The organism is Stenotrophomonas sp. Steno-Z10-BAI (assembly GCF_056393115.1).
Map to the genome: position 1 here is coordinate 148,491 of NZ_JBWJOZ010000006.1, position 22,623 is coordinate 171,113.

Annotated in this window: 19 protein-coding genes; 6 read left to right on the forward strand and 13 right to left on the reverse strand. The window is 67.6% G+C overall.

All coding sequences use genetic code 11. From position 1 onward, the window contains the following. The first annotated feature begins 2 nt into the window (after positions 1-2). The 4 genes from AC06E9_RS15255 to katG all read left to right on the forward strand — a co-directional run bounded on the left by AC06E9_RS15255 (position 3) and on the right by katG (position 7,407). Positions 3-1,481 (forward strand): serine hydrolase domain-containing protein, encoded by a 1,479-nt coding sequence (locus AC06E9_RS15255; protein WP_121043502.1) that lies wholly within the window; start codon positions 3-5, stop codon positions 1,479-1,481. A gap of 163 nt (positions 1,482-1,644) precedes the next feature. Next, positions 1,645-4,200, forward strand: a complete 2,556-nt coding sequence (gene mutS, locus AC06E9_RS15260) for a DNA mismatch repair protein MutS (RefSeq protein WP_478056390.1) — start codon at positions 1,645-1,647, stop codon at positions 4,198-4,200. 158 nt (positions 4,201-4,358) lie between these two features. Continuing rightward, positions 4,359-4,973 (forward strand): DUF937 domain-containing protein, encoded by a 615-nt coding sequence (locus AC06E9_RS15265; RefSeq protein WP_478056349.1) that lies wholly within the window; start codon positions 4,359-4,361, stop codon positions 4,971-4,973. Between the two features lie 199 nt (positions 4,974-5,172). Continuing rightward, positions 5,173-7,407, forward strand: coding sequence for a catalase/peroxidase HPI (gene katG, locus AC06E9_RS15270; RefSeq protein WP_478056350.1), 2,235 nt, complete (start codon positions 5,173-5,175; stop codon positions 7,405-7,407). Positions 7,408-7,479: 72 nt separating this feature from the next. On the opposite strand, the gene AC06E9_RS15275 is transcribed toward katG, so the two are convergent. Then, the gene (locus AC06E9_RS15275) at positions 7,480-7,884 is read right to left on the reverse strand and encodes an RNA-binding S4 domain-containing protein (protein ID WP_461770465.1); all 405 of its coding nucleotides are present in this window, start codon (positions 7,882-7,884) and stop codon (positions 7,480-7,482) included. Beyond that, positions 7,877-8,116 (reverse strand): hypothetical protein, encoded by a 240-nt coding sequence (locus AC06E9_RS15280; protein WP_259462208.1) that lies wholly within the window; start codon positions 8,114-8,116, stop codon positions 7,877-7,879. The genes AC06E9_RS15275 and AC06E9_RS15280 overlap by 8 nt, the downstream gene beginning before the upstream one ends. 166 nt (positions 8,117-8,282) lie before the next feature. On the opposite strand from AC06E9_RS15280, the gene AC06E9_RS15285 reads away from it, so the two are divergent. After that, positions 8,283-9,770: an MATE family efflux transporter gene (locus tag AC06E9_RS15285; RefSeq protein WP_478056351.1), complete on the forward strand. Its 1,488-nt coding sequence runs from the start codon at positions 8,283-8,285 to the stop codon at positions 9,768-9,770. Here the strand turns inward: AC06E9_RS15285 and AC06E9_RS15290 are convergent. The 8 genes from AC06E9_RS15290 to ffh all read right to left on the reverse strand — a co-directional run bounded on the left by AC06E9_RS15290 (position 9,767) and on the right by ffh (position 15,860). Further along, positions 9,767-10,144 carry a DUF6404 family protein gene (locus AC06E9_RS15290; RefSeq protein ID WP_282257814.1) on the reverse strand — a complete coding sequence of 126 codons (378 nt, stop codon included), beginning with the start codon at positions 10,142-10,144 and terminating at the stop codon, positions 9,767-9,769. The two genes, AC06E9_RS15285 and AC06E9_RS15290, sit on opposite strands and share 4 nt — an antisense overlap. Positions 10,145-10,272: 128 nt before the next feature. Further along, positions 10,273-10,680 carry a 50S ribosomal protein L19 gene (gene rplS, locus AC06E9_RS15295; RefSeq protein WP_019184486.1) on the reverse strand — a complete coding sequence of 136 codons (408 nt, stop codon included), beginning with the start codon at positions 10,678-10,680 and terminating at the stop codon, positions 10,273-10,275. Positions 10,681-10,835: 155 nt separating this feature from the next. Continuing rightward, complete coding sequence (trmD, locus tag AC06E9_RS15300; protein WP_282257822.1) at positions 10,836-11,594, reverse strand: tRNA (guanosine(37)-N1)-methyltransferase TrmD; 759 nt, start codon at positions 11,592-11,594, stop codon at positions 10,836-10,838. A 5-nt stretch (positions 11,595-11,599) separates the two neighbouring features. After that, complete coding sequence (gene rimM, locus AC06E9_RS15305) at positions 11,600-12,112, reverse strand: ribosome maturation factor RimM (RefSeq protein WP_121043481.1); 513 nt, start codon at positions 12,110-12,112, stop codon at positions 11,600-11,602. A gap of 42 nt (positions 12,113-12,154) precedes the next feature. Further along, complete coding sequence (rpsP, locus tag AC06E9_RS15310; RefSeq protein ID WP_017356068.1) at positions 12,155-12,415, reverse strand: 30S ribosomal protein S16; 261 nt, start codon at positions 12,413-12,415, stop codon at positions 12,155-12,157. Between the two features lie 127 nt (positions 12,416-12,542). Next, positions 12,543-13,331 carry an aminotransferase class IV family protein gene (locus AC06E9_RS15315; RefSeq protein WP_121043478.1) on the reverse strand — a complete coding sequence of 263 codons (789 nt, stop codon included), beginning with the start codon at positions 13,329-13,331 and terminating at the stop codon, positions 12,543-12,545. Then, complete coding sequence (locus tag AC06E9_RS15320; RefSeq protein ID WP_121043475.1) at positions 13,328-14,404, reverse strand: NAD(P)H-dependent flavin oxidoreductase; 1,077 nt, start codon at positions 14,402-14,404, stop codon at positions 13,328-13,330. Before AC06E9_RS15320 ends, AC06E9_RS15315 begins: the two co-directional genes overlap by 4 nt. A gap of 76 nt (positions 14,405-14,480) precedes the next feature. Next, positions 14,481-15,860, reverse strand: coding sequence for a signal recognition particle protein (gene ffh, locus AC06E9_RS15325; RefSeq protein WP_019184491.1), 1,380 nt, complete (start codon positions 15,858-15,860; stop codon positions 14,481-14,483). A gap of 130 nt (positions 15,861-15,990) precedes the next feature. On the opposite strand from ffh, the gene AC06E9_RS15330 reads away from it, so the two are divergent. Next, complete coding sequence (locus tag AC06E9_RS15330) at positions 15,991-16,785, forward strand: cytochrome C assembly family protein (protein WP_121043472.1); 795 nt, start codon at positions 15,991-15,993, stop codon at positions 16,783-16,785. Between the two features lie 43 nt (positions 16,786-16,828). On the opposite strand, the gene AC06E9_RS15335 is transcribed toward AC06E9_RS15330, so the two are convergent. The 3 genes from AC06E9_RS15335 to radA all read right to left on the reverse strand — a co-directional run bounded on the left by AC06E9_RS15335 (position 16,829) and on the right by radA (position 22,581). Then, the gene (locus tag AC06E9_RS15335; RefSeq protein WP_121043469.1) at positions 16,829-19,135 is read right to left on the reverse strand and encodes a tetratricopeptide repeat protein; all 2,307 of its coding nucleotides are present in this window, start codon (positions 19,133-19,135) and stop codon (positions 16,829-16,831) included. 48 nt (positions 19,136-19,183) lie between these two features. Further along, positions 19,184-21,040, reverse strand: a complete 1,857-nt coding sequence (locus AC06E9_RS15340) for an ATP-binding protein (protein WP_461770471.1) — start codon at positions 21,038-21,040, stop codon at positions 19,184-19,186. A gap of 161 nt (positions 21,041-21,201) precedes the next feature. After that, complete coding sequence (gene radA / locus AC06E9_RS15345; RefSeq protein WP_121043463.1) at positions 21,202-22,581, reverse strand: DNA repair protein RadA; 1,380 nt, start codon at positions 22,579-22,581, stop codon at positions 21,202-21,204. Between the last annotated feature and the right edge of the window lie 42 nt (positions 22,582-22,623).

Here is a 22,623-nt window from a genome sequence, read left to right on the forward strand (position 1 = left end):
ACATGCGTACTCGATACCTGCGGATCGTTGCCGGCGGCCTGGTCGCTGCCATTGCCATCTGCGGCGGCGCGTCGGCCTCATCCACGCTGCCGGCCCTGCAGAGCGGCGGCGGTGGCGGCAATGCCGCCGACCTCGACCCCGCTGTGACGCGGCGCATCGATGCCGATGTGCAGCAGGTCATGCAACGCTTCCAGGTGCCCGGCGCAGCCATCGCGGTGATCGTTGATGGCAAGCCTCTCTATTCCCGTGCTTACGGCCTGCGAGACCGTGAGCGCGCGCTGCCGGTGCGCACCGATACGCCGTTCGAGATCGGTTCGATCACCAAGCAATTCACCGCCGCCGCCATCGTGCAGCTGCAGGAAGCGGGCAAGGTGCAACTGGACGACCCATTGGCGCGCTACCTGCCGCACGCGCCTCACGCCAGCGAGGTGACCCTGCGCCACCTGCTGACCCATACCAGCGGCCTGCACGAGTACTTCGATGGGCCCGAAGCGGAGGTCGATGACCTGGTGACACGCCCCATCGATTTCGATGACCTGATCGCGCGCATTGCCGGCCAGCCGCTGGATTTCCCGCCAGGCACGCGCTGGTCGTATTCCAACACCGGCTACGCGCTGCTCGGCAAGGTGATCGAAACCGTCTCCGGCGAGCACTACCGCGACTACCTGCAGCAGCACATGCTGGCGCCGCTGGGCATGACCCACACCTTTACCCTGGCTGATAGCGACCGCTTGGCCGGCATGGCCGTTGGTTACCGGCATGAGCAGGGCGCGTTGCAGCGCTCGCCGTACTTCCACCCCGACTGGAGCGGTGCGGCCGGTTTCCTGGTCAGCACACTAGATGATCTGGCTCGGTGGGACGCCGCTCTGAGCGGTGGCAAGGTGGTATCCGCAGCCGGCTATGCGCAGATGAAGACCTCCTTCGCTACGGCCGATGGCAAGCCCGTGGGCTACGGCCTCGGCCTGTTCGTGGATGCCGTGTACGGGCAGGCGCGCGTCGGTCACACCGGCGGCGCGCAGGGCTTCACCACCGCCGATGAGTACTACCCTGATCATGGCCTGCGCATCCTGGCCTTTACCAACCTGGGCGACAAGAAGCCCGAGGCCGGCGTCACCATGACCAATCTGGTGTTCGCCGCCCTGCACCCGGACATCGTCGCGGCGTGGGAACGTCCGGTTGCCGGCGAGGTTGCCGCCGTCCGCGACAGCGCAAAGGCATCGTTCCGCCAGTTGCAGAACGGCACCGACTACAGCGCCTTCAGCGACGACCTGCGTGGCAAGCTGGCCGCTGGCATCGGTGCCGGCCTGATGAGTTCCGTGGGGCCTTACGGCGAACCGACCGACATGGTGTTCAAGGGCACGAGCCAAGGCGAAAAGGGCACGCTTTACAGCTATGTGGCCGAGTTTGGTCCGGGCGCGTTCGTCGGCTACACGGTCCGGCTTGACGAGACAGGCCATGTTGCCGGGTTCGCGATTGAATGACGGGAGGCCTGTGCACGCCTCAGGCACCAGGGCACGGCTGCGCGGCGCGCCCTTCGCCCTGCCCGCCCCCTCCCCTACAATGGCCGACCAGGCGGCCTTCCGGGCTGCCCCCGACTGTGATGGACCCCGCGTGACAGAGAAGCAGCCCGAACACACCCCGCTGATGAAGCAGTTCTTCGCCGCCAAGTCCGACTACCCGGACCTGCTGCTCTTCTTCCGGATGGGCGACTTCTACGAGCTGTTCTACGACGACGCCCGCAAGGCGGCGCGGCTGCTGGACATCACCCTGACCCAGCGCGGCAGCTCCGGCGGCGCGCCGATTCCGATGGCCGGTGTGCCGGTGCACGCCTACGAGGGCTACCTGGCGCGGCTGGTGGCGCTGGGCGAGTCGGTGGCGATCTGCGAGCAGATCGGCGACCCCGCGCTGGCCAAGGGCCTGGTGGAACGCAAGGTGGTGCGCATCGTCACCCCCGGCACCGTCACCGACGAGGCGCTGCTGGACGAGCGCCGCGACACGCTTCTGATGGCCCTCTCGCGGGGGAAGAACGGCTATGGCCTGGCGTGGGCCGATCTGGCCGGCGGCCGTTTCCTGGTCAACGAGGTCGATTCGGACGATGCGCTGGAAGCCGAGCTGGCCCGCCTGGAGCCGGCCGAACTGCTGGTGCCTGATGAAGAAAACTGGCCGGCCTTCCTGCAGTACCGCAATGGCATCCGCCGTCGCGCGCCCTGGCTGTTCGATGCCGACAGCGGCCGCCGCCAGCTGCTGAATTTCTTCAAGCTGCATGACCTGACCGGCTTCGGCATCGACGACAAGCCGCGCGCCACCGCGGCGGCCGGCGCCCTGCTCGGCTATGTCGAAGAAACCCAGAAGCAACGCCTGCCGCACCTCACCGCGATCTCCACCGAAACCGCGAGCGAGGCCATCGCCATGAACGCGGCCACGCGCCGCCATCTGGAGTTGGATACGCGCGTCGATGGCGATACCCGCAATACCCTGCTCGGCGTGCTCGATACCACGGTGACGCCGATGGGCGGTCGCCTGTTGCGGCGCTGGCTGCACCGCCCGCTGCGCCTGCGCGAGGTGCTGGTGCACCGCCACGATGCGGTCGCCACGCTGATCGATCGCGGCGCCGAGGGCGACGTACGCGATGCCTTCCGTGCACTGGGTGATCTGGAACGCATCCTCACCCGCGTGGCGCTGCGTTCGGCGCGCCCGCGCGATTTCTCCACGCTGCGCGATGGCCTGGGCCTGCTGCCCGAGGTGCGCGCGGTGCTCGCACCGCTGGATTCGCCACGGCTGATCGCGCTGCACGATGCACTGGGCTCGCATGACGAATGCGCGCATCTGCTGGCCAGCGCGATCGCCCCGACCCCGCCGCTGAAACTCAGCGATGGCGGTGTGATCGCCGAAGGCTACGACGCCGAGCTCGACGAGCTGCGTCGCCTCTCCACGCATGCGGACCAGTTCCTGATCGATCTGGAACAGCGCGAGCGCATCACCAGCGGCATCGCCACGCTGAAGGTCGGTTACAACCGTGTGCACGGCTACTACATCGAGATCAGCAAGGGCCAGTCCGAGAAGGCGCCGGTGCATTACACGCGCCGCCAGACGCTGACCAATGCCGAGCGCTACATCACCGAAGAACTGAAGTCGTTCGAAGACAAGGTGCTGTCCGCGCGGGAACGCTCGCTGACCCGCGAGAAGTTCCTGTACGAACAACTGCTGGACATCCTCGCCAGCGGGCTGGAGCCGCTCAAGCAGTGCGCCGCCGCGCTGAGCGAACTGGACGTGCTGGCCGGTTTCGCCGAACGCGCGCAGGCGCTGGACTGGGCGCGCCCGAAACTGGAAACCGGGCCGTGCCTGAAGATCGAGCGCGGGCGTCATCCGGTGGTGGAAGCGGTACGCGAGCAGCCGTTCGAGCCGAACGATCTGGACCTGCATCCGGACCGCCGCATGCTGGTCATCACCGGCCCGAACATGGGCGGTAAATCCACCTACATGCGCCAGAACGCACTGATCGTGCTGCTGGCCCACATCGGCAGCTTCGTGCCCGCCACCCGCGCGGTGATCGGCCCGATCGACCGCATCCTGACCCGCATCGGCGCCGGCGACGATCTGGCCCGTGGGCAGTCGACCTTCATGGTTGAAATGGCCGAGACCAGCTACATCCTGCATCACGCCAGCGCACAGTCGCTGGTGCTGATGGACGAGATCGGCCGCGGTACGTCCACCTATGACGGCTTGGCACTTGCCGATGCGGTCGCACGGCATCTCGCCTACCAGAATCGCTGCTACACGCTGTTCGCCACGCATTACTTCGAACTGACCGCGCTGGCCGACGAACAGCACGAAGGCGGCGCCAGCGGCATCGCCAACGTGCACCTGGATGCGGTGGAACACGGCGACGCGCTGGTGTTCATGCACGCCGTGAAGGATGGCCCGGCCAACCGCAGCTTCGGCCTGCAGGTGGCCGCATTGGCCGGCCTGCCGAAGTCGACCGTCGCCCAGGCGCGGCGTCGCCTGGCCGAGCTGGAGCAGCGCAGCCACGAGACACAATCCGCCGTGGTGGCCGCGCAGGCGCTGGATGCACCGCAGCAGTTCGGCCTGTTCAACGCGCCCAATACCGCCGCGCAGGATGCGCTGGCCGCGATCGATCCGGACGAGCTCACCCCGAAGCAGGCACTGGAAGCGCTGTACCGGTTGAAGACGCTGCTCTAACCATGCCGGTCGTGCCGGCCGCTGGCCGGCTCCCCACGGAGCCGGTAGCACCCGACCGTCGGTCGGGTGTCCGCGCGGACCCGCGTGAATTCTTCGCATTCCCATAGTGAACACGGCGCTATGCTCGGGCGGTTCCCATCCCTGCCCTGGAGTCCGCCGTGAATACCGAATCACTTGCCGCGTCCCTCTTCCAGCAACTGCAGCAGGGCCAAGGCCTGCAGCAGGTGTCCCAGCAGCTGGGCATCGACCCCAACCAGGCCAGCACCGCAGTGGGCGCTGCCCTGCCGCTGCTGCTCGGCGCGATGGGCCGCAATGCGCAGGAACCTCAAGGCGCACAGGCACTGCTGGGCGCCTTGCAGCGTGACCATGCACCGGCCAGTGCCGGGGGCGGCTTCGATCTGGGCGGGCTGCTGGGCAGCGTGCTAAGCGGCGGGGGCGGCAATGCGAGCAATGGCGCCGGCATCCTCGGCCATGTCTTCGGCGGCAACACCGACCGCGCCACCCAGGGGCTGAGCCAAGCCACCGGGCTGGACAGTAGCAAGACCAGCCAGCTGCTGGCCATCCTCGCCCCGATTGTCATGTCCTATCTCGCCCAGCGCTTCGCCAGCGGCGGCAACGCCAATCCCAACCAGCTCAGCCAGGCCCTCGGCCAGGAAGCGCAGAGCGCCAACAGCGGTGGCCTGCTGACCTCCGTGCTGGACCAGGACGGGGATGGGCAGCTGGGCGTCGGCGACCTGCTCAAGCTCGGTGGCGGGCTGTTCGGCAAGCGCTGAAGGCCATTGCTCGAAATAGCCTGCGCCTATCGCATTGGTTGATTCATTCGAATGTACCGAATGAACAGCAGTGATTAACGTGTGGGCACGCCTTCATCCCGGTGCCTCACGGCCCGATGTGCAGGCAACCTTCCCGACGTCGCCATCGCCTCCCCCACGCCGATGGCGGCCACGTTCGCCAGTACACAGGTAGATACCCATGAAAAGCGAAGCCAAGTGCCCGTTCAACCACGCCCTCGTCGGCGATGCCACCACCAATCGCGACTGGTGGCCCAAGCAGCTTCGGGTGGACCTGCTCAACCAGCACTCGACCCGCTCGCATCCGCTGGATGAGGCATTCGATTACGCCGAGGCTTTCAACGGCCTGGATTACGCCGCACTCAAGGCCGACCTGAAGGCCTTGATGACCGATTCCCAGGACTGGTGGCCGGCCGACTTCGGGCACTACGGCGGACTGTTCGTGCGCATGGCTTGGCACAGCGCCGGCACCTACCGTATCGGCGATGGCCGTGGTGGCGCCGGCCGCGGCCAGCAGCGCTTCGCCCCGCTCAACAGCTGGCCGGACAACGTCAGCCTGGACAAGGCACGCCGCCTGCTGTGGCCGATCAAGCAGAAGTACGGCCAGGCGATCTCCTGGGCTGACCTGCTGGTGCTCACCGGCAACGTCGCGCTCGAATCGATGGGCTTCAAGACACTCGGCTTCGCCGGCGGCCGCCCGGATACCTGGGAACCCGACCAGGATGTGTACTGGGGCCGCGAGACCACCTGGCTCGGCGGCGACGTGCGCTATACGCATGGCTCCGAAGGCGTGCAGGAAGACCACGGCGTGCTGGTCTCCGATGATGACGCCGACGGCGACATCCACTCGCGCGATCTGGAGAACCCGCTGGCCGCCGTGCAGATGGGCCTGATCTACGTCAATCCGGAAGGCCCGGATGGCAATCCCGATCCGCTCAAGGCGGCCTTCGACATCCGCGATACGTTCGGCCGGATGGCCATGGACGATGAGGAAACCGTCGCGCTGATCGCCGGTGGCCACAGCTTCGGCAAGACCCACGGCGCCGGCCCGGCCGACAACGTCGATGTGGAACCGGAAGCGGCGGGCCTGGAAAGCCAGGGCCTGGGCTGGGCCAACCGATTCGGCACCGGCAAGGGCGGCGATACCATCACCAGTGGCCTGGAAGTGACCTGGACGCGCACCCCGGCGCAGTGGAGCCATGACTTCTTCGAGATCCTGTTCGGCCACGAGTGGGAGCTGACCAAGAGCCCGGCCGGTGCGCACCAGTGGGTGGCCAAGGACAGCGAGGCGATCATTCCCGACGCGCACGATCCCTCGAAGAAGCACCGCCCGACCATGCTCACCACCGATCTGTCGCTGCGTGTGGACCCGGCCTACGAAAAGATCTCGCGCCGCTTCCTGGCCGATCCGCAGGCCTTCGCCGATGCCTTTGCCCGTGCGTGGTTCAAGCTGACCCATCGCGACATGGGCCCACGTGCACGCTACCTCGGCCCGGAAATTCCGGCCGAAGAATTCGTCTGGCAGGACCCGGTGCCGGCGGCCCCGCAGACACCGCTCAGCGCGCAGGACATCGCCGCGCTGAAGCAGCAGATCGGCGCGGCCGGCCTGAGCGCGGGCGAGCTGGTTTCCACCGCGTGGGCCTCGGCCTCGACCTTCCGCGGCTCGGACAAGCGTGGCGGCGCCAACGGGGCGCGTGTGCGCCTGGCCCCGCAGAAGGACTGGGCGGTCAACCAGCCGCAGCAGCTGGGCAAGGTGCTTGCCGCGCTGGAAAAGATCCAGGCCGGCTTCCAGGGTAATGGCGGCGGGCAGGTCTCGTTGGCCGATCTGATCGTGCTGGCCGGCAATGTCGGCGTCGAGCAGGCGGCCAAGGCCGGTGGCCATGAGGTCAGCGTGCCGTTCAACCCGGGCCGCACCGATGCCAGCCAGGAGCAGACCGATGTGGCGTCCTTCGCCGTGCTGGAGCCGTATGCCGATGGCTTCCGCAATTACGTCAAAGGTCGCTACAGCGTGCCCACCGAGGCGCTGCTGATCGACCGTGCGCAGCTGCTCACACTGACCGCACCGGAGATGACCGCGCTGGTCGGCGGCCTGCGGGTGATCGGCACCAACCTCGGTGGCAGCAAGGAGGGCGTGTTCACCGATCGCGTCGGCACGTTGAGCAATGACTTCTTCGTCAACCTGCTCGACATGCGCACGCAGTGGGTCGCCCACGGCGATGGCTACAGCGGCCGCGACCGCAGTACCGGCGCGCAGCGCTGGAGCGGCAGCCGCGTGGATCTGGTGTTCGGCTCGAACTCGGTACTGCGCGCCCTGGCCGAGGTCTACGCCAGCGCGGACGGCGAGAAAAAGTTCGTCCGCGATTTCGTCGCGGCCTGGGCGCGGGTGATGGAGCTGGACCGTTACGACCTGCGTTGATTCAACACCCTAGGCACAGACAAAGACCGGGCCACATGGCCCGGTCTTTTTTTCATGCGTGCAGCACGCAGATCACAGCGCGTCCAGATCCCCCAGCGCGCGGATCAACCGACGCGCACGCTTGTCCGGCTTGTGCTCCGGCGGCTGGTAACCGTTCTTCGCTGCCGCACGCTGCAGGCGCAGTTCCGCCCGGCGTGCAAGCGAGGCCTCGCTCTCGGCATACAACTGCTGCGCCACCGGCGCCGGGCCGCGCATCTCGCTCAGGCCACGCACCTCGATATCGAACACTTCATCGCCACGGCTGATCTGCAGCGCTTCGCCCACGCGCACCGCGCGCGAGGATTTCGGGCGCTGCCCGGCGACATCCACCTTGCCGGTTTCCACCGCCTGTTTGGCCAGGCTGCGGGTTCGATAGAACCGTGCGGCCCACAGCCACACATCCAGCCGCACGGCGGCCACCGGTGTTGCATCAGTCATGCTTTCTACCCAGCTCCACGGCGTTGGCCGGTTGTCGGTTCAGGGGGTGCGTCGCGTCCGGATTACCGCGGCACCCGGTGCCACCGATCAGTGCCGGTACCCCGGCATCCAGATCGCGGCGCTGGCTGCCGACCTGGCATTCCGGTCGGTCCATCGGCCGCACCTGCGCATCGCGCAGGCGGTCGTCCGTACTCGAACATGCGGTCAGCGCGGCGCCAATCAAGAGGGCCATCGCGGCGGGGATGAACCGGTCAGCCGGGAGCATCTGCAGCCGGCCAGCGGCCGGCACTACCGGGGGAGTGGCTGACGTGCGGTGAGACGATGAAGTGCGCATCGCGATATCCCCTTGATGGGCTTGGTGCTAGTGTGCCGCTCTCTGAGCTTGATCTCCAGCGCACATGGCCAAAGCGCCGCTTGACCTGACCACGGGCCCGATCGGGCGCAATCTGTTCCTGTTCGCCCTGCCGATCCTGGCCGGCAACATCGCCCAGTCGATGAACGGCTCGGTGAACGCGATCTGGGTCGGCCGCTTCCTCGGCGAGGCGGCGCTGACCGCCACCGCGAACGCCAACAACATCATGTTCTTCCTGATCGGCTCGGTGTTCGGGATCGGCATGGCCGCCTCGATCCTGATCGGCCAGTCGATGGGCGCGCGCGACCTGCCCCAGGCCCGCCGCGTGATGGGCACCAGTGCGACCTTCTTCATCGGCCTGTCGGTGGTGATCGCGATCGCCGGCTGGTGGCTGTCGCATCCGCTGCTGGCGGCGATGGGCACACCGGCCGAATCGCTGCCGCTGGCCGAGGCCTACCTGCGCATCATCTTCCTGGCGATGCCCACGCTGTATGCCTTCGCGTTCCTCAGTTCGGCACTGCGCGGCGTCGGTGACTCACGCACGCCGTTCCGCTTCCTGCTGCTCTCGGTGGTGCTGGATATCGGCTTCAACCCGCTGCTGATCTTCGGCATCGGCCCGTTCCCGCAGCTGGGCATCGCCGGCGCGGCCTGGGCCACGTTGATCGCGCAGACCCTCTCGCTGCTCGGCCTGCTCTGGTACATGCGCAACAAGCGCCATGTGCTGTGGCTGGGCCGCAAGGACATGGCGCTGTTCAAGATCGATGGCGAGATCCTGCGCGCCTTGGTGGTCAAGGGCGTACCGATGGGTCTGCAGATGGTGCTGATCTCGCTGTCGATGATCCTGATGATGACCATGGTCAACAGCTACGGTACCGACACCGCCGCCGCGTATGGCGCCTCGCTGCAGCTGTGGACGTACGTACAGATGCCGGCGATGGCGATCGGTGCGGCGTGCTCGACCATGGCCGCGCAGAACGTCGGCGCGCAGCGCTGGGATCGCGTGCGCGGCACCGCCCGCAGCGGCGTGCTCTACAACTTCCTGCTGACCGGCGTGCTGATCCTGCCGCTGATCCTGCTCGACCGCTACACGCTCGCCCTGTTCCTGCCCGAGGGCAGCCAGGCGCTGGAGGTAGCGCGCCACCTCAACCACATCGCGGTGTGGTCGTTCCTGTTCTTCGGCGTGAACTTCGTGATCTCCGGCGTGGTGCGCTCGACCGGCGCGGTGATTCCCCCGCTGCTGATCCTGGCGGCCTCGCTGTGGGGCATCCGCGTGCCGTTCGCCGAGCTGCTGCAGGACCGCTGGGGGGCCGACGCGGTGTGGTGGAGTTTCCCGGTCAGCTCGTTCTGCGCGATGCTGATGTCGCTGGCGTATTACCGCTGGGGCGGCTGGCGCAAGGCGCGGATGTTGCCCAGTCATCGCGAGGAACTGGCCGCCCCGGCCGAGGTGCCCGCCTCGCCGCCCTCCCCGGTGGCGGATCCGAACCCGACCACCCCGCTGCAACCGGCCCGGCCCGGCACTGCCCGCCCGGATTAAGCCACGCGCCCCTGCAGCAGGGTCTTCCAGGCCGGCAGTCCGAAGCGCCGGCGCTGGTAGCGCATCAGCAGCGCCATCATCACGCCGAACAACAGCCCGGCCATGACAGCACTGCCAACGGTGATGCCGAGCGTGAGCGAGCCAAGGTCCAGAACCAGCCACATCAAGGCGCGCCACAACACGCCCCACAACACGCCAAACAGCCCACCCATCACGAACAGGTTGGCACTGAAGCTGGCGAGCAGCGGTGGCGGCACGCGCAGCCCCATGCGCCACAACAGCCGATGCATCGGCGGTGCGCGCATGCCGGCGGGCACGTTGGCGTCGGCCATGGCCTGCAACGCGTGACGAACATCGGCGGGATAACGGTCCATCTCGGTCTCCTCAGCAGGAAGGGAAAGCCAGCAAAAAAAACAGCGTCAGCCCGCGATGCAGGCCACAAACGCAAACGGCCACCCGAAGGTGGCCGTTTGAGGCGACAACCAACGTTGTCGGCCGGGAATTACTGGGCAGCCTTGGCAGCCAGGCGCGCGGCCTTGGCCTGTGCAGCAGCAGCCAGATCTTCCTTGATGCGGGCAGCCTTGCCTTCCAGGCCACGCAGGTAGTACAGCTTGCCGGCGCGGACCTTACCACGACGCTTCACTTCGACCGAGTCGATGATGGCGCTGTGGGTCTGGAAGACGCGCTCGACGCCGTAGCCGTGCGAGATCTTGCGCACGGTGAACGCGGAGTTCAGGCCGGCGTTCTTGGTGCCGATGACGACGCCTTCGTAAGCCTGCACGCGCTCACGGTTGCCTTCCTTCACCTTCACGTTGACGACGACGGTGTCACCCTGGCTGAACTTCGGCAGCTCGCGGGTGATCTGGGCGGATTCGAAGTCCGAGAGGATGGATTTGTTCAGCTTGCTCATGGGTGCACCGATAATGTTCGGGTGATCGTGTCGTTCGACAACGTGGGCTCATGCAGTCACCGGACTGTGCTGCACGTTTTTTGTAGGGGTTCCTGCCAACGAGCCCCAAAAGGCCGATGGCAATCCCGAATTGTAAACAAGATCCCGCCCCCGCGCTAGGGGGTTGGATCCTTGGCAACGGCCTGCCGTGCCTGCTCCAGCAGGACGCGGTCGGCCTTGGACAACTGGCCTTCGTCGAGCAGATCCGGCCGCCGCAGCGCCGTGCGCAGCAACGACTGCTGCCGGCGCCAGCGGGCGATGGCGGCATGGTTGCCCGAGCGCAGCACATCCGGGACAGTGCCCCATTCATGCTGGGCCGGATGGCTGTAATGCGGGCAGTCCAGCAGCCCCTGCGGGCCTTCGAAACTGTCCTGCGCGGCCGATTCGGCATCGCCGAGGGCCCCGTCCTGCAGGCGGGTCACCGCATCGACGATCACCGCCGCGCCCAGCTCACCGCCGGACAGGACGTAATCGCCGAGGGAAATTTCCTCGGTGACCTCGGCATCGAGGAAGCGCTCGTCAATGCCCTCATAGCGGCCGCAGAGCAGGATCATGCGCGGCAGTGCCGCCAGCTCCCGGACCTTGGCCTGGGTCAGCGGCCTGCCCTGCGGGCTGAGGTAGATCACCGGCGCGGGCGCCGGATCGGCAGCTTTCGCGGCCGCCAGACAGGCCCGCAGCGGCTCGATCAGCATGACCATGCCCGGCCCACCCCCGAATGGACGGTCGTCCACCCGTCGGTAATTGCCTTCGGCATAGTCACGCGGATTCCAGCCGTGCAGGTCCAGCAGACCGCGCTCGGCAGCACGGCCGACCACGCCCAGCGCGGCCGACTGCGCCATGAACTCGGGGAACAACGTGACGACGTCGATACGCATCCGGCCTAGAACTCCGGATCCCAGTCGACCACGATCAGGTTGGCCTCGAAATCCACCGAGACGACGAATTCGGGCTGCACGAACGGAATCATCCGCTCACGATCCCCCTGCACCACGAGCACGTCGTTGGAGCCGGTCGAGAACAGGTGTGACGCCCGCCCAAGTTCGACACCTTCAACGGTACGCACCTGCAAGCCCTCCAGATCGACCCAGTAATACTCATCGGGCTTCGGGGGCGGCAGCGCGCTGCGCGCGACATAGACTTCGGTCCCGTACATCGCCTCGACCACATCGCGGTCGGTGATATCGGGAAACACGGCGACCAGATGCTTGCCGGACTGACGTCCGCGTGCACCGGTGAGCGTGCTCTCCTGGCCGGCGGGGGTCCGCAGGATCCAGGGCTGATAGTGGAAAATGGCGGTACGCGGCTCGGTCCAGGACTCGAGCTTGATCTCGCCTCGCACACCAAAAGCGCCGACAATCCTGCCCAGCAGGATGCGGCGCTCGGTATCTTTCATCTGTATAGACCGATGGGCCGCGGCAGGCGCGGCCCTTCAGGATCAGGCCGCGGAGGCCTGGGCCTTGGTCGCTTCCTTGTACAGGTTGCGAACCTTGTCGGTCATCTGGGCGCCGTTGGCGACCCACTTGTCGACCAGCGGCAGGTCCAGCACGATGCGGGACTCGGCACCCTGGGCAACCGGGTTGTAGTAACCGACGCGCTCGATGTTGCGGCCATCACGGGCGCTGCGCGAATCGGTCACGATGATGTGGTAGAACGGACGCTTCTTGGCGCCGCCGCGGGTCAGTCGAATCTTGACCATGGTGTTGTTTCCTCAATTGCCCAGTCGCCAGGATGGCGCGGTAAGCCGGCGATTATAGCGGCGGCCTCCGGTCATTCCAAGCCTGTGAAGACCGGGAAAGCTGAACAGGGCCTGCAGATCAGGCGGTTCAGGCCACCAACGGCTGCCAGGGCGCGGCCGCCAGCACCTGCCGGGCCTTGGCGCACAACGCCGCCGAGTTGGTCAGTACGCCCCCATCGATCACCGCGATCGGCCAGATGCCGGCTGCGTTGCAGGCGATGGCCGCATCGAACCCGGCCAGGTCCGCCAGCGCGACCGGCCGCGCCTGCTGATCACTGCCCCACCCGGCCTGCAGCAGGCGCTCCTGGGTACCGCGCAGCGCCGGCGCGTGCGGCCAGATCAACGTGTCACCCGAGGCGAAGGCGATGTTCCAGGTGGTGCCTTCGCTGACCAGGCCGTCGTCGCCGACGAACAGCGCGTCATCCACCCCGGCCAGCAAGGCCTCGCGGCGCTGCTGGAACAGCGCGAACGTGCCGACGTGCTTCACGTGCGGCAGCTCACGCTGGTAGCGCACCGTCCGCAGCCGCCGCGCTATCACCGGCAGATCGACCGGTGGCGCGGCGGCGACCAGCACATCGACGGCGACCGGCTGCAGCGGCTGCCGGAAATCGAACTGCCGTGAAAACACGGTCACCCGCAGCGAGGCATCGAGCCCACCTTCGGCCTGCAGCGCGGCGTGCATCCAGGCGCGCACCTGCAGCGGATCCAGTGCGGTGCCGAACAGCTCCACCGTGCCCTCCTGCAGACGCTGCAGATGCAGATCCAGCCCCTGCACCGCGCCATTGCGCACCTGCAGCGAGGTGAAATGACCGTAGTTGGTCAGTGCGCCGGCCAGATCATCGGCGCTGGCAACGCGGCCATTGCAGTACAGCCTCATCCGAGCAACGCCTTCGCATCGGCCCACATCTGCTGCAGCACCTCGGCCGCCGGGCGCGCCGGGGCCATCCACGCGGACTGCCCCGCCCAGGCCTGCATCGCATCCAGCGCGTTGTCGCGGCCCGCCTGCGCGCGCATCGGCGCGGTCAGTCCACGCTGCACCGGATACGGCCGCGGCGGTGGTGCATCAGCAGACGCCGCGGCGCGCACATACGCGGTGGCCAGGCCACGGCCGAGGCGACCACTGAAGGCGCGCGTCGGCCAGGTGTCTTCCGGTTCGGCACTGGCCAAGGCCTGTGACCATGCCGGATTCAGATGGCACTCCGGGGTGCGCAGGAACGCGGTGCCCACCTGCACCGCACTCGCCCCCAGCGTCAGGGCTGCTGCGATGCCGCGCCCATCGGCGATGCCACCGGCCGCGATGACCGGGATATCCAGATGATCGGCCAGCCGCGGCAGCAGCGCGAACAATCCGACCAGCTGCCGCTCGGCCGCGTCCGGATCGAACGCACCACGATGGCCGCCCGCCTCGAACCCCTGCGCGACCACCGCATCGGCACCGGCCGCCTGCGCGGCCCGCGCTTCGGCCAAGGTGGTCGCACAGGCGATCCAGGCAATGCCCACGTCTTTGAGGCGCTGCACCTGTGCCGGAGAAAACACGCCCATGATGGTGGAGGCCACCGCCGGGCGCGCCTCGATCAAGGCATCGAACTGCGCGTCGACATCGGCCGGCCCGGCATCGGCAGCGCTGGCCGGCACTTCCGGGCCCCACTGCGCCAGGAAGCGGCGTGTCGCCGCTTCAGCATCGGCATCGCGCGACGGCAGCGGGTCGGGTATCCAGACGTTGACCTGCGCCGGCCCGGCGGACTGCGCGCGAAAATCGGTCATCCACGCCACGATGTCCTGCGGCTGGGACAGCACCGCGCCCATCGCGCCCATGCTGCCCGCGTTGGCCAGCGCGGCCGAGAGCGGCACGGGGCAGGCCCCAGCCATCGGTGCGAGCAGGATCGGGGCCTGCAATGCAAAACGCCGACAGAAGTTGTCGGCGCGTTCGAGAAGCGGGGAACCATTCACGCGCGGCGCACCTGTGGAAGGAGACGGTGCCAGCATACGCCGCACCGCCCCTGCCCGGAATGCACGTGCGCAGGACTCAGCGGAACGGCATGCCGCCGCGGCCGCCCATGGCGCCCATCATCCCCTTCATGCTGCGCATCATGCCCTTCATGCCGCCGCCGGCCATCTTGCTCATCATCTTTTCCATCTGCTGGAACTGCTTCATGAGCTTGTTGACGTCGGCCGGGGTCAGGCCGGAACCGCGCGCGATACGGGCACGGCGCGAGCCGTTGAGCAGGCCCGGGTTGCGGCGCTCTTTCTTGGTCATCGAGTTGATGATCGCGATCATGCGCGGCACTTCCTTGCCCTGGCTGACCTGCTGCTTGAGGTGCTCCGGGATCTGGCCCAGGCCCGGCAGCTTGTCCATCAGGCCGCCGATGCCGCCCATGTTCTGCATCTGCTCCAGCTGGTCGCGCATGTCGTTCAGATCGAACTTCTTGCCCTTGGCGACCTTCTCGGCCAGCTTCTGGGCCTTGTCCTTGTCGACCTGCTGCTCGACCTGCTCCACCAGCGACAGCACGTCGCCCATGTCCAGGATGCGGCTGGCGATACGGTCCGGATGGAACACATCCAGGCCGTCCGGCTTCTCGCTCACACCAACGAACTTGATCGGCTTGCCGGTGATGTAGCGCACGCTCAGCGCGGCACCGCCACGGGCGTCACCGTCGGTCTTGGTCAGCACCACGCCGGTCAGCGGCAACGCATCGCCGAAGGCCTTGGCGGTATTGGCGGCATCCTGGCCGGTCATGGCATCGACCACGAACAGCGTTTCGGCCGGGTTGACCGCGGCGTGCAGCGCCTTGATCTCGGCCATCATCGCTTCGTCGATGGCCAGGCGACCGGCGGTATCGACGATCAGCACATCCACGAACGACTTGCGCGCGTCATCGATTGCAGCGCGGACGATGGCTTCCGGCTTCTGGTCGGCGGTGGACGGGAAGAACAGCACGCCGACCTGGTCGGCCAGGGTCTTGAGCTGCTCGATCGCGGCCGGACGATAGACGTCGGCCGAGACCACCATCACCTTCTTCTTGCGCTTTTCCTTGAGGTGCTTGGCCAGCTTGCCCACCGTGGTGGTCTTGCCCGCACCCTGCAGGCCGGCCATCAGGATGATCGCCGGCGCCGGCACGTTGAGGTTCAGGTCCGAGGCGGCCGAGCCCATGACCGCGGTCAGCTCGTCGCGCACGACCTTGATCAGCGCCTGGCCGGGCGTCAGCGACTTGAGCACTTCCTGGCCCACCGCACGCACCTTGATGCGTTCGACCAGCGCCTGCACCACCGGCAGCGCCACGTCGGCTTCAAGCAGCGCGATGCGGACTTCGCGGGTGGCCTCGCGGATGTTTTCCTCGGTCAGGCGACCGCGGCCACGCAGCCGCTCGATGGTGCCGGAGAGGCGCTGGGTCAGGGACTCGAACATGGAAGCGACCTGTTCAGAACAAAAGACAATGAGACCGCCAGTATAACGGTTCCGCCCCGGCTCCCGGACCGGCCCCGGCGGCGGCGCTGCGGGCATCGCCAGCACCCCGGGGGTATGCGAAACTGACACGATGACAATCGTTCTCATCGCGACCCTGCTGTACCTGACCGCCACCGGCCTGCTGGTGCGCGCGGTCGTCCGCGATGATGCGGTGACCTCCCCGGCCTGGCTGTGGCCGGCGCTGCCGGCGATGCTGCTGCACGGCGGCTATCACGTGCTGGTGGCGATGCGTACCAGCGGCGGCCCGGACATGCACTTCTTCGCCGCCCTGTCGCTGGTCGGGCTGGGCATGGCGTGGCTGACCTCGCTGGTCGCCGCGCGCGGGCGCATGGCGGCGCTTGGCGTGCTGGTGTTCCCGATGGCCGCCGTGGTGCTGTGGATCTATCACGCCTACGGCCACGAGCCGAGCAAGCCGCTGGGCTGGCAATTGGCCACGCACGCGTGGATGGCGCTGCTCGCCTACGCCACCCTGAGCGTCGCCGCGTTGCTGGCGATCATGTTGTGGCTGCAGGAACGCGCCCTGCGCCGCCGTGATTTCCGCCCGTGGCTGCGCGCCCTGCCCCCGCTGGCGGACCTGGAAGCGCTGCTGTTCCGGGTGATCGCGGTCGGCTTTGCGCTGCTTACGCTGACCCTGGTCACCGGCGTGCTGTTCGTCGATGACCTGCTGGCCCAGAAGCTGGTGCACAAGACCGTGCTCAGCATCCTGTCCTGGATCGTGTTCGGCACGCTGCTGATCGGCCGCCGCCGCTATGGCTGGCGCGGTGCGAAGGCGGTGCATTGGACCCTCACCGCGATGGCGCTGCTGCTGCTGGCCTTCTTCGGCAGCCAGTTCGTGATCGAACTGGTGTTCGGACGCACGCGATAGCGGCGTGCCGACCAACGGTCGGCACCCACCCGCTATCCTCTGACTACAACCCGTACCGTTCGATCGCATCCAGATGCGGCTGCCGGTCCTGGTCGCAGGCCTCGGCCAGGCGCAGCCAGCAGTGTGGGTGCGCCCACTCCGCCGTCGCCTGCTGCAGGAAGCGATGCAGTGCCAGCGGCGCGTGATCCTGCGGCTGGGCGACCGTGAACAGCAGCCCCGGCAGCGCCCCGTCTTCGGCATCCGGATCGGTCACGGTGTAGTCCGCACGGCTGTGCGACCACACCTTCCAGCCCTGCGCCTCGGCCGCTTCCACCAGCGCGTTCCATGCCGCCTCGCCCGGATGCGCGCCGTCGACCAGCCAGCTGCGGGCGAATCCACCCCGCTCCAGCACGTGCACCTGCGCATAGGTCGGAATGAAGTGCTCGCGCTCGGCTTCATCTTCTGGTGCGGGGTGCACCAGGCCGGCGTCGAACACCACCCAGTCACCCACCTGCTGCGCGCGGTTGGCCGGTGCGTTCTCGACGATGCGCGCGGTCACCGGCCCGCTGCGGCGGGCGTAGTACTCCACCGGCTCGCCGCCGTCTTCGCTGCGGATGATCACCCAGCCCCAGGGCTCTTCGACCACGCCCTGCTGGCTGGACAATTCCATGCCGATCGCGGCCGCCGAGCGGCGCACTGCATCCCAGTCGCGCGCCGCGCTGGCGGCACTCATGTGGTCCCAGTGCGCGGCATTCGGCTCCTCCAGCGTCTCCACCAACTGCGCGTAGCAGGCCTGCGCATCGCTGAAACGGCCGGTCTCCATGTACATGCTGGCAAGCGTCCGGCGTGCGCCGTTCGAGCCCGGCGACAACGCCAACAACGCCTGCGCGGCCTGTTCCATCGCCGGCCAGTCGGACGCGCGCCGTGCACGCTGTACTTCGCACCAGTGCGCGAACACCGGCACGCTGTCGCGATAGGTCGCGGCCAGCCGGCGCAGGCCATCATCATCGCCCTGCTCGGCCAGCCAACGCATCAGGGTGTAGGCCGCCGCGCCATCTTCCTGCGCGTGGCCGCGCACGAAGTCCCACAGCAGCGCCATGGCTTCGGTGGTAGCGCCGCAGGCGTGCAGCGCCGAGGCTGCGACCTCGGCCAGTGCGTCGTCGTCGGGCTGCTCGGCGTGCGCCTGCAGCAGCCACTGCGCTTCACGCTCGGGATCGCGCGACTGGTGCTGTTCGCCCTGCGCTTGCAGCCATGCCAGCAGTTCATCGGCGGGCACCGGCAGCGGTGCCATCTCCGGCAGTGCCTCGATCCGTGCGGCCAAGCCGGCCACCAGCGCGGCAGCGCCACGATCCTGCCGCAGCTGCGCCAGATGGGTCCGGGCCAGACCGAGCTGGCGCTGCGCCACCCAGCGCGCACCACGCTGCAGGGCCAGTTCCAGGCTCAATGCAGCGATCTCGATCACCAAGCGATGCGCGCCGACCGCGGCGAAGTGCTCGATGATCGTGTTGAACCGCGTCCCCAGATCCCAGGTATTGCGTGCACCATCCCGGCTGCACAGTGTCGAGGCGGTATTGGCCCACAACCGCCAGTGGTTCGGCGTCAGCTCGTTCCATGCCACCAGCTGCTGCAGTGCGTCTTCATCACGTCCCAGCTGCGCCAGCGCCCAGGCCTTGGACAGACGGCGCGGCACTGTGCAGTTGGCCGGCTCGTAGTCGCCTGCAGCAGCCACTTCGGCCTCGCGCTGCTCGATCAGTGCCAGCGCCTCCTCCGCACGGCCGCTGGCCAGCAGGATCTTGATCTGCATTTCCGGGAAGCTGTCGAACACCTCCTTGCCACGCGCCTGGATCGCCGCCGCCTGCACCTGCAGGTACTCCAGCGCGTCCTGGCCGCGGCCGTCGTCCAGCAGCGCGTCCGCCTTCTCGCAGCTCAGGCACTGGAAGCAGGCCCAGCTTGGGTCGATGCGGCCCAGCGTCTCGTCGCAGACCTCGATGCGCTCGGGCACCCAGCCCGGACCATCGATGTTGCCGTAACAGGCGGCAAGATCCTGGGTGACGCAGATCGACTGTGGGCAGTCCAGGGTATCGGCACGGTGTGCGCGCTCGAACAGCGCCACCGACTCGCCCAGTGCGCTTTCACCTTCCATGCGGTTGCCGACGCGGTTGCGCAGCGCCCAATGGCCGACATAGACGTCGACCCAGGGATTGTCGAGTGCCTTGCCCAGCGCGCGCGCTTCGGGCAGCAGTGCATCGACGCGGTCGACCTGCAGTTCACTGACGTCATCGGCAAGGCGGGTCAGCAGGTGGGCGTTCTGTGCCTGCCCGGCCTGACGCAGGTCTTCCTGCAGTTTTTCAACCCAGTTCCAGATATCCATGGGGGGAATGCTCCTGTCTAGCGAAGGCTGGATGAGAGGGGGCGGTGCTCAGCGCAGCATCTGCTGCAGGGCACCGGCAATATCGGTAAATGCACCATTGAGATCGGGGCCCGGCGTTGCCGCAGCCCGCTGCAACGGCCGGCCCTGTGCGGACACGATGATCTTCAGCGAGCGCAGCAGGCGTGCGGCCGAGGCGGCCTGCGGGTGGCCATCGCGCTGGGCCTGCAGCAATGCCTGCACCGCTGGATTGTCCAGGTTGAGGTAGAGCCGTGACGGCGCACGCGCCTCGATTCGCGCGGTGAACTGGCGCGCCAGGCGCAAGGCGGCCATCGAGACGCGCTTGTCGTTCTCGTCGTCTTCCAGGCGCTGCTTCAGCTCGGCTTCGCGGTCGGGCACCACCACCACCGGCAGCGCCTCGGGGCTGAAGCGCGCCGGCAGCAGCTGTTCGCCATCGCCCAGGTGTTCACGCAGCCAGGCCAGTTGCGCATCGTCAAGGCTGTGGTCAGTGCGGAACAGTGCGCGATTGCCCTGCTCGGTACCGAGCTCAACCAGGCGCAGGCCCTTGGCCTGGGCCCAGCGGCGCAGGAAGGGCACCACTGCATAGCGATGGCCATGCGCGACCGGCACGCCCATCGCACGGAACAGCATTTCCTCGAAGCCGCCACCGTTGTCGAGGATCACATGCACCGCGCCACGCGCCGGCAACGCGCTGGCCGGCAGGTCACCCTGCGAGGTCGGCACGCGCACGTGTTCCAGCAGCAGGTCGAACAGGCGCTCATCGCACAGGGCTGCGCCCAGCAGGGCTTCATTGTGCCGGCTGAGCACACGCCGCCAGGCCTCGGGCTGCTGGCGTGCGACGTCGGCCAGGCCATCGATCAGCGCTTCCAGCAGGGCGTGCTGCACGGCGCGATAGTGATCATCGCGCTGCAGATCCTCGCGGCTGGCCGTCGGGGTCAGCTTCGACGACTCGATCACCCCGCCGATGAAACCGGCCCACGGCGGCAAAAGGTCGCGTGCATCGTCGTCCAGCAGCATGCCGCGCACGAACACCGACAGGTTGCGGTTGTCGCTGGTGCCGTAGGTGGCACCATCCTGCACCCAGAGCATGCCGATGGCATCGCTGCTGCCATCGGACTGCAGCGGCATCGTCACGATGGGCTCGAAATCGTGTTCGAAACGGGCAGCGAACTGCAGCGCCTGGCGACGCGCCTGCACGGGATGCAGCGCGACATCACCCTGCCCGCGCCACGGCGGCGGTTCAGGGTTGATGGCCTCGGCGGCAGCGCCGATGAAAATCGGTTCGGACAGCAGCGCGCAGTAGCGGCCAAGCACCTCGTGCAGGCGCGCTTCGTTGGCCAGCGGCAGGAAGTCCGGATGCAGCTCCAGCTCGACCTCGGTGCCGATCACCCGTGCCGGCACGTCGCTGACGGTGTACTGCTCGGCGTTGCTGGACACGTACAGGTGGCCCAGCTCCGGCGCCTGGTAGGAGGTGGTGCGCACGCTGACACGGCGCGCCAGCACGAAGGCCGACAGGAACCCCAGGCCGAACATGCCGATCAAGCCGTCATTGTCCTCGCCCTCCTGGCGCAGGCCCCGGGTGTAACCCACGCCGACCGTGGCCAGGTAATCGTGGATTTCCTGCCGGGTCAGGCCGGCACCGGTGTCGGTGATGCGCAGCACGCCGGCGGCGGCATCGACCTGCACGTCGATGCGCGACACACACGGGATGCCCGGCTGCTCGATACGGCGACGGATGATCGAATCGTGCGCGTTCTGCACCAGTTCGCGCAGCGCCACCATCGGGGTGGAATACAGGTGCTTGCCCAGCACCGTCATCAGTCCATTGAGATCGACCCCGGCGCGGCGGATTTCGGCAGCGGGGGTGCTGAACATCGGGTCCTGCATGTAATCGATTACTCCTTGCCACGGAAAAGCGCCGGAGGGCGCCTTCGTCGAGCCCGGAAAACTAGCACAGGCTGGCTGACCGCAGACCCATTCGTCATGGGTGAGCCGAGCATGGGCTCAGCTCACAGGGGCGCGACAACCGAGCCTCGGCCCGGCCCCGGTCACAGCGCGTCGATCGCCTCCGACAACCGCTCCACCGCGATCACCTCCATGCCCTTCACGCTGCCGGTCTTCGGCGCGTTCGCCTTGGGCACGATCGCGCGCTTGAAGCCATGCGTAGCCGCCTCGCGCAGGCGGTCCTCACCGTTGGGCACGGGGCGGATCTCGCCGGAGAGGCCCACTTCGCCGAAGGCGATCGTCTTCTCGGCCAGCGGCCGGTCCTGCAGCGAGGACAGCACCGCCAGCAGCACCGGCAGATCGGCGGCGGTCTCCTGCACGCGGATGCCGCCCACCACGTTGACGAACACGTCCTGGTCACCCACCAGCACGCCGCCATGGCGGTGCAGCACCGCCAGCAGCATCGCCAGGCGGTTCTGCTCCAGCCCCACCGCCACCCGGCGCGGGTTGGACAGCGGTGAGGCATCCACCAGTGCCTGCACTTCCACCAGCAACGGGCGCGTGCCTTCGCGGGTGACCATCACGCAGCTGCCCGGCTGCTGGGTGCTGCCGCCGGAGAGGAAGATCGCCGAGGGATTGGAGACCTCTTTCAGGCCCTTCTCGCCCATGGCGAACACGCCCAGCTCGTTGACCGCGCCGAAGCGGTTCTTGAACGCCCGCAGCAGGCGGAATCGGCTGCCGCTCTCACCTTCGAAGTACAGCACCGCGTCGACCATGTGCTCGAGCACGCGCGGGCCAGCAATGCCGCCCTCCTTGGTGACGTGGCCGACCAGGAACACCGCGGTGCCGGTTTCCTTGGCAAAGCGCACCAGCCGCGCGGCGCTCTCACGCACCTGGCTGACCGAGCCGGGCGCGGCGGTCAGCGATTCGGTCCACAGGGTCTGCACCGAATCGGCCACGATCAGCCGCGGCTTGGCCACGCTGGCATGCTGCAGGATCGCCTCGACCTGGGTTTCGGCCAGCGCGTTGACGTTGTCCAGCGGCAGATCCAGCCGCACCGCGCGGCCAGCGACCTGCGAGAGCGATTCCTCACCGGTGATGTACAGCACCGGCAAGCTGGCCGCCATCTTCGCCACCGCCTGCAGCAGCAGGGTGGATTTGCCGATACCCGGATCGCCACCGACCAGCACCACCGCACCTTCGACCAGGCCACCGCCGAGCACGCGGTCGAACTCGCCGATGCCCGTGCTCACCCGCAGGTGCTCGGTCTGCTGCACGTCCTTGAGCGCCATGATCTTGGGCGCATCGACCTTGCCGGCCCAGCCGGAACGGCGCGACGCCGGCGAGGACTTGGTGGGCGTCGCGCTTTCCAGTGTGATTTCGCTGAGCGTGTTCCAGACCCCGCACTCGGTGCACTGGCCCTGCCACTTGCTGTATTCGGCGCCGCATTCACTGCAGACGTAAGCGGTGAGTCGCTTGGCCATGTCCACTTCCGCTTCAGAATCGATGGGGCAGGATAGCCGAGC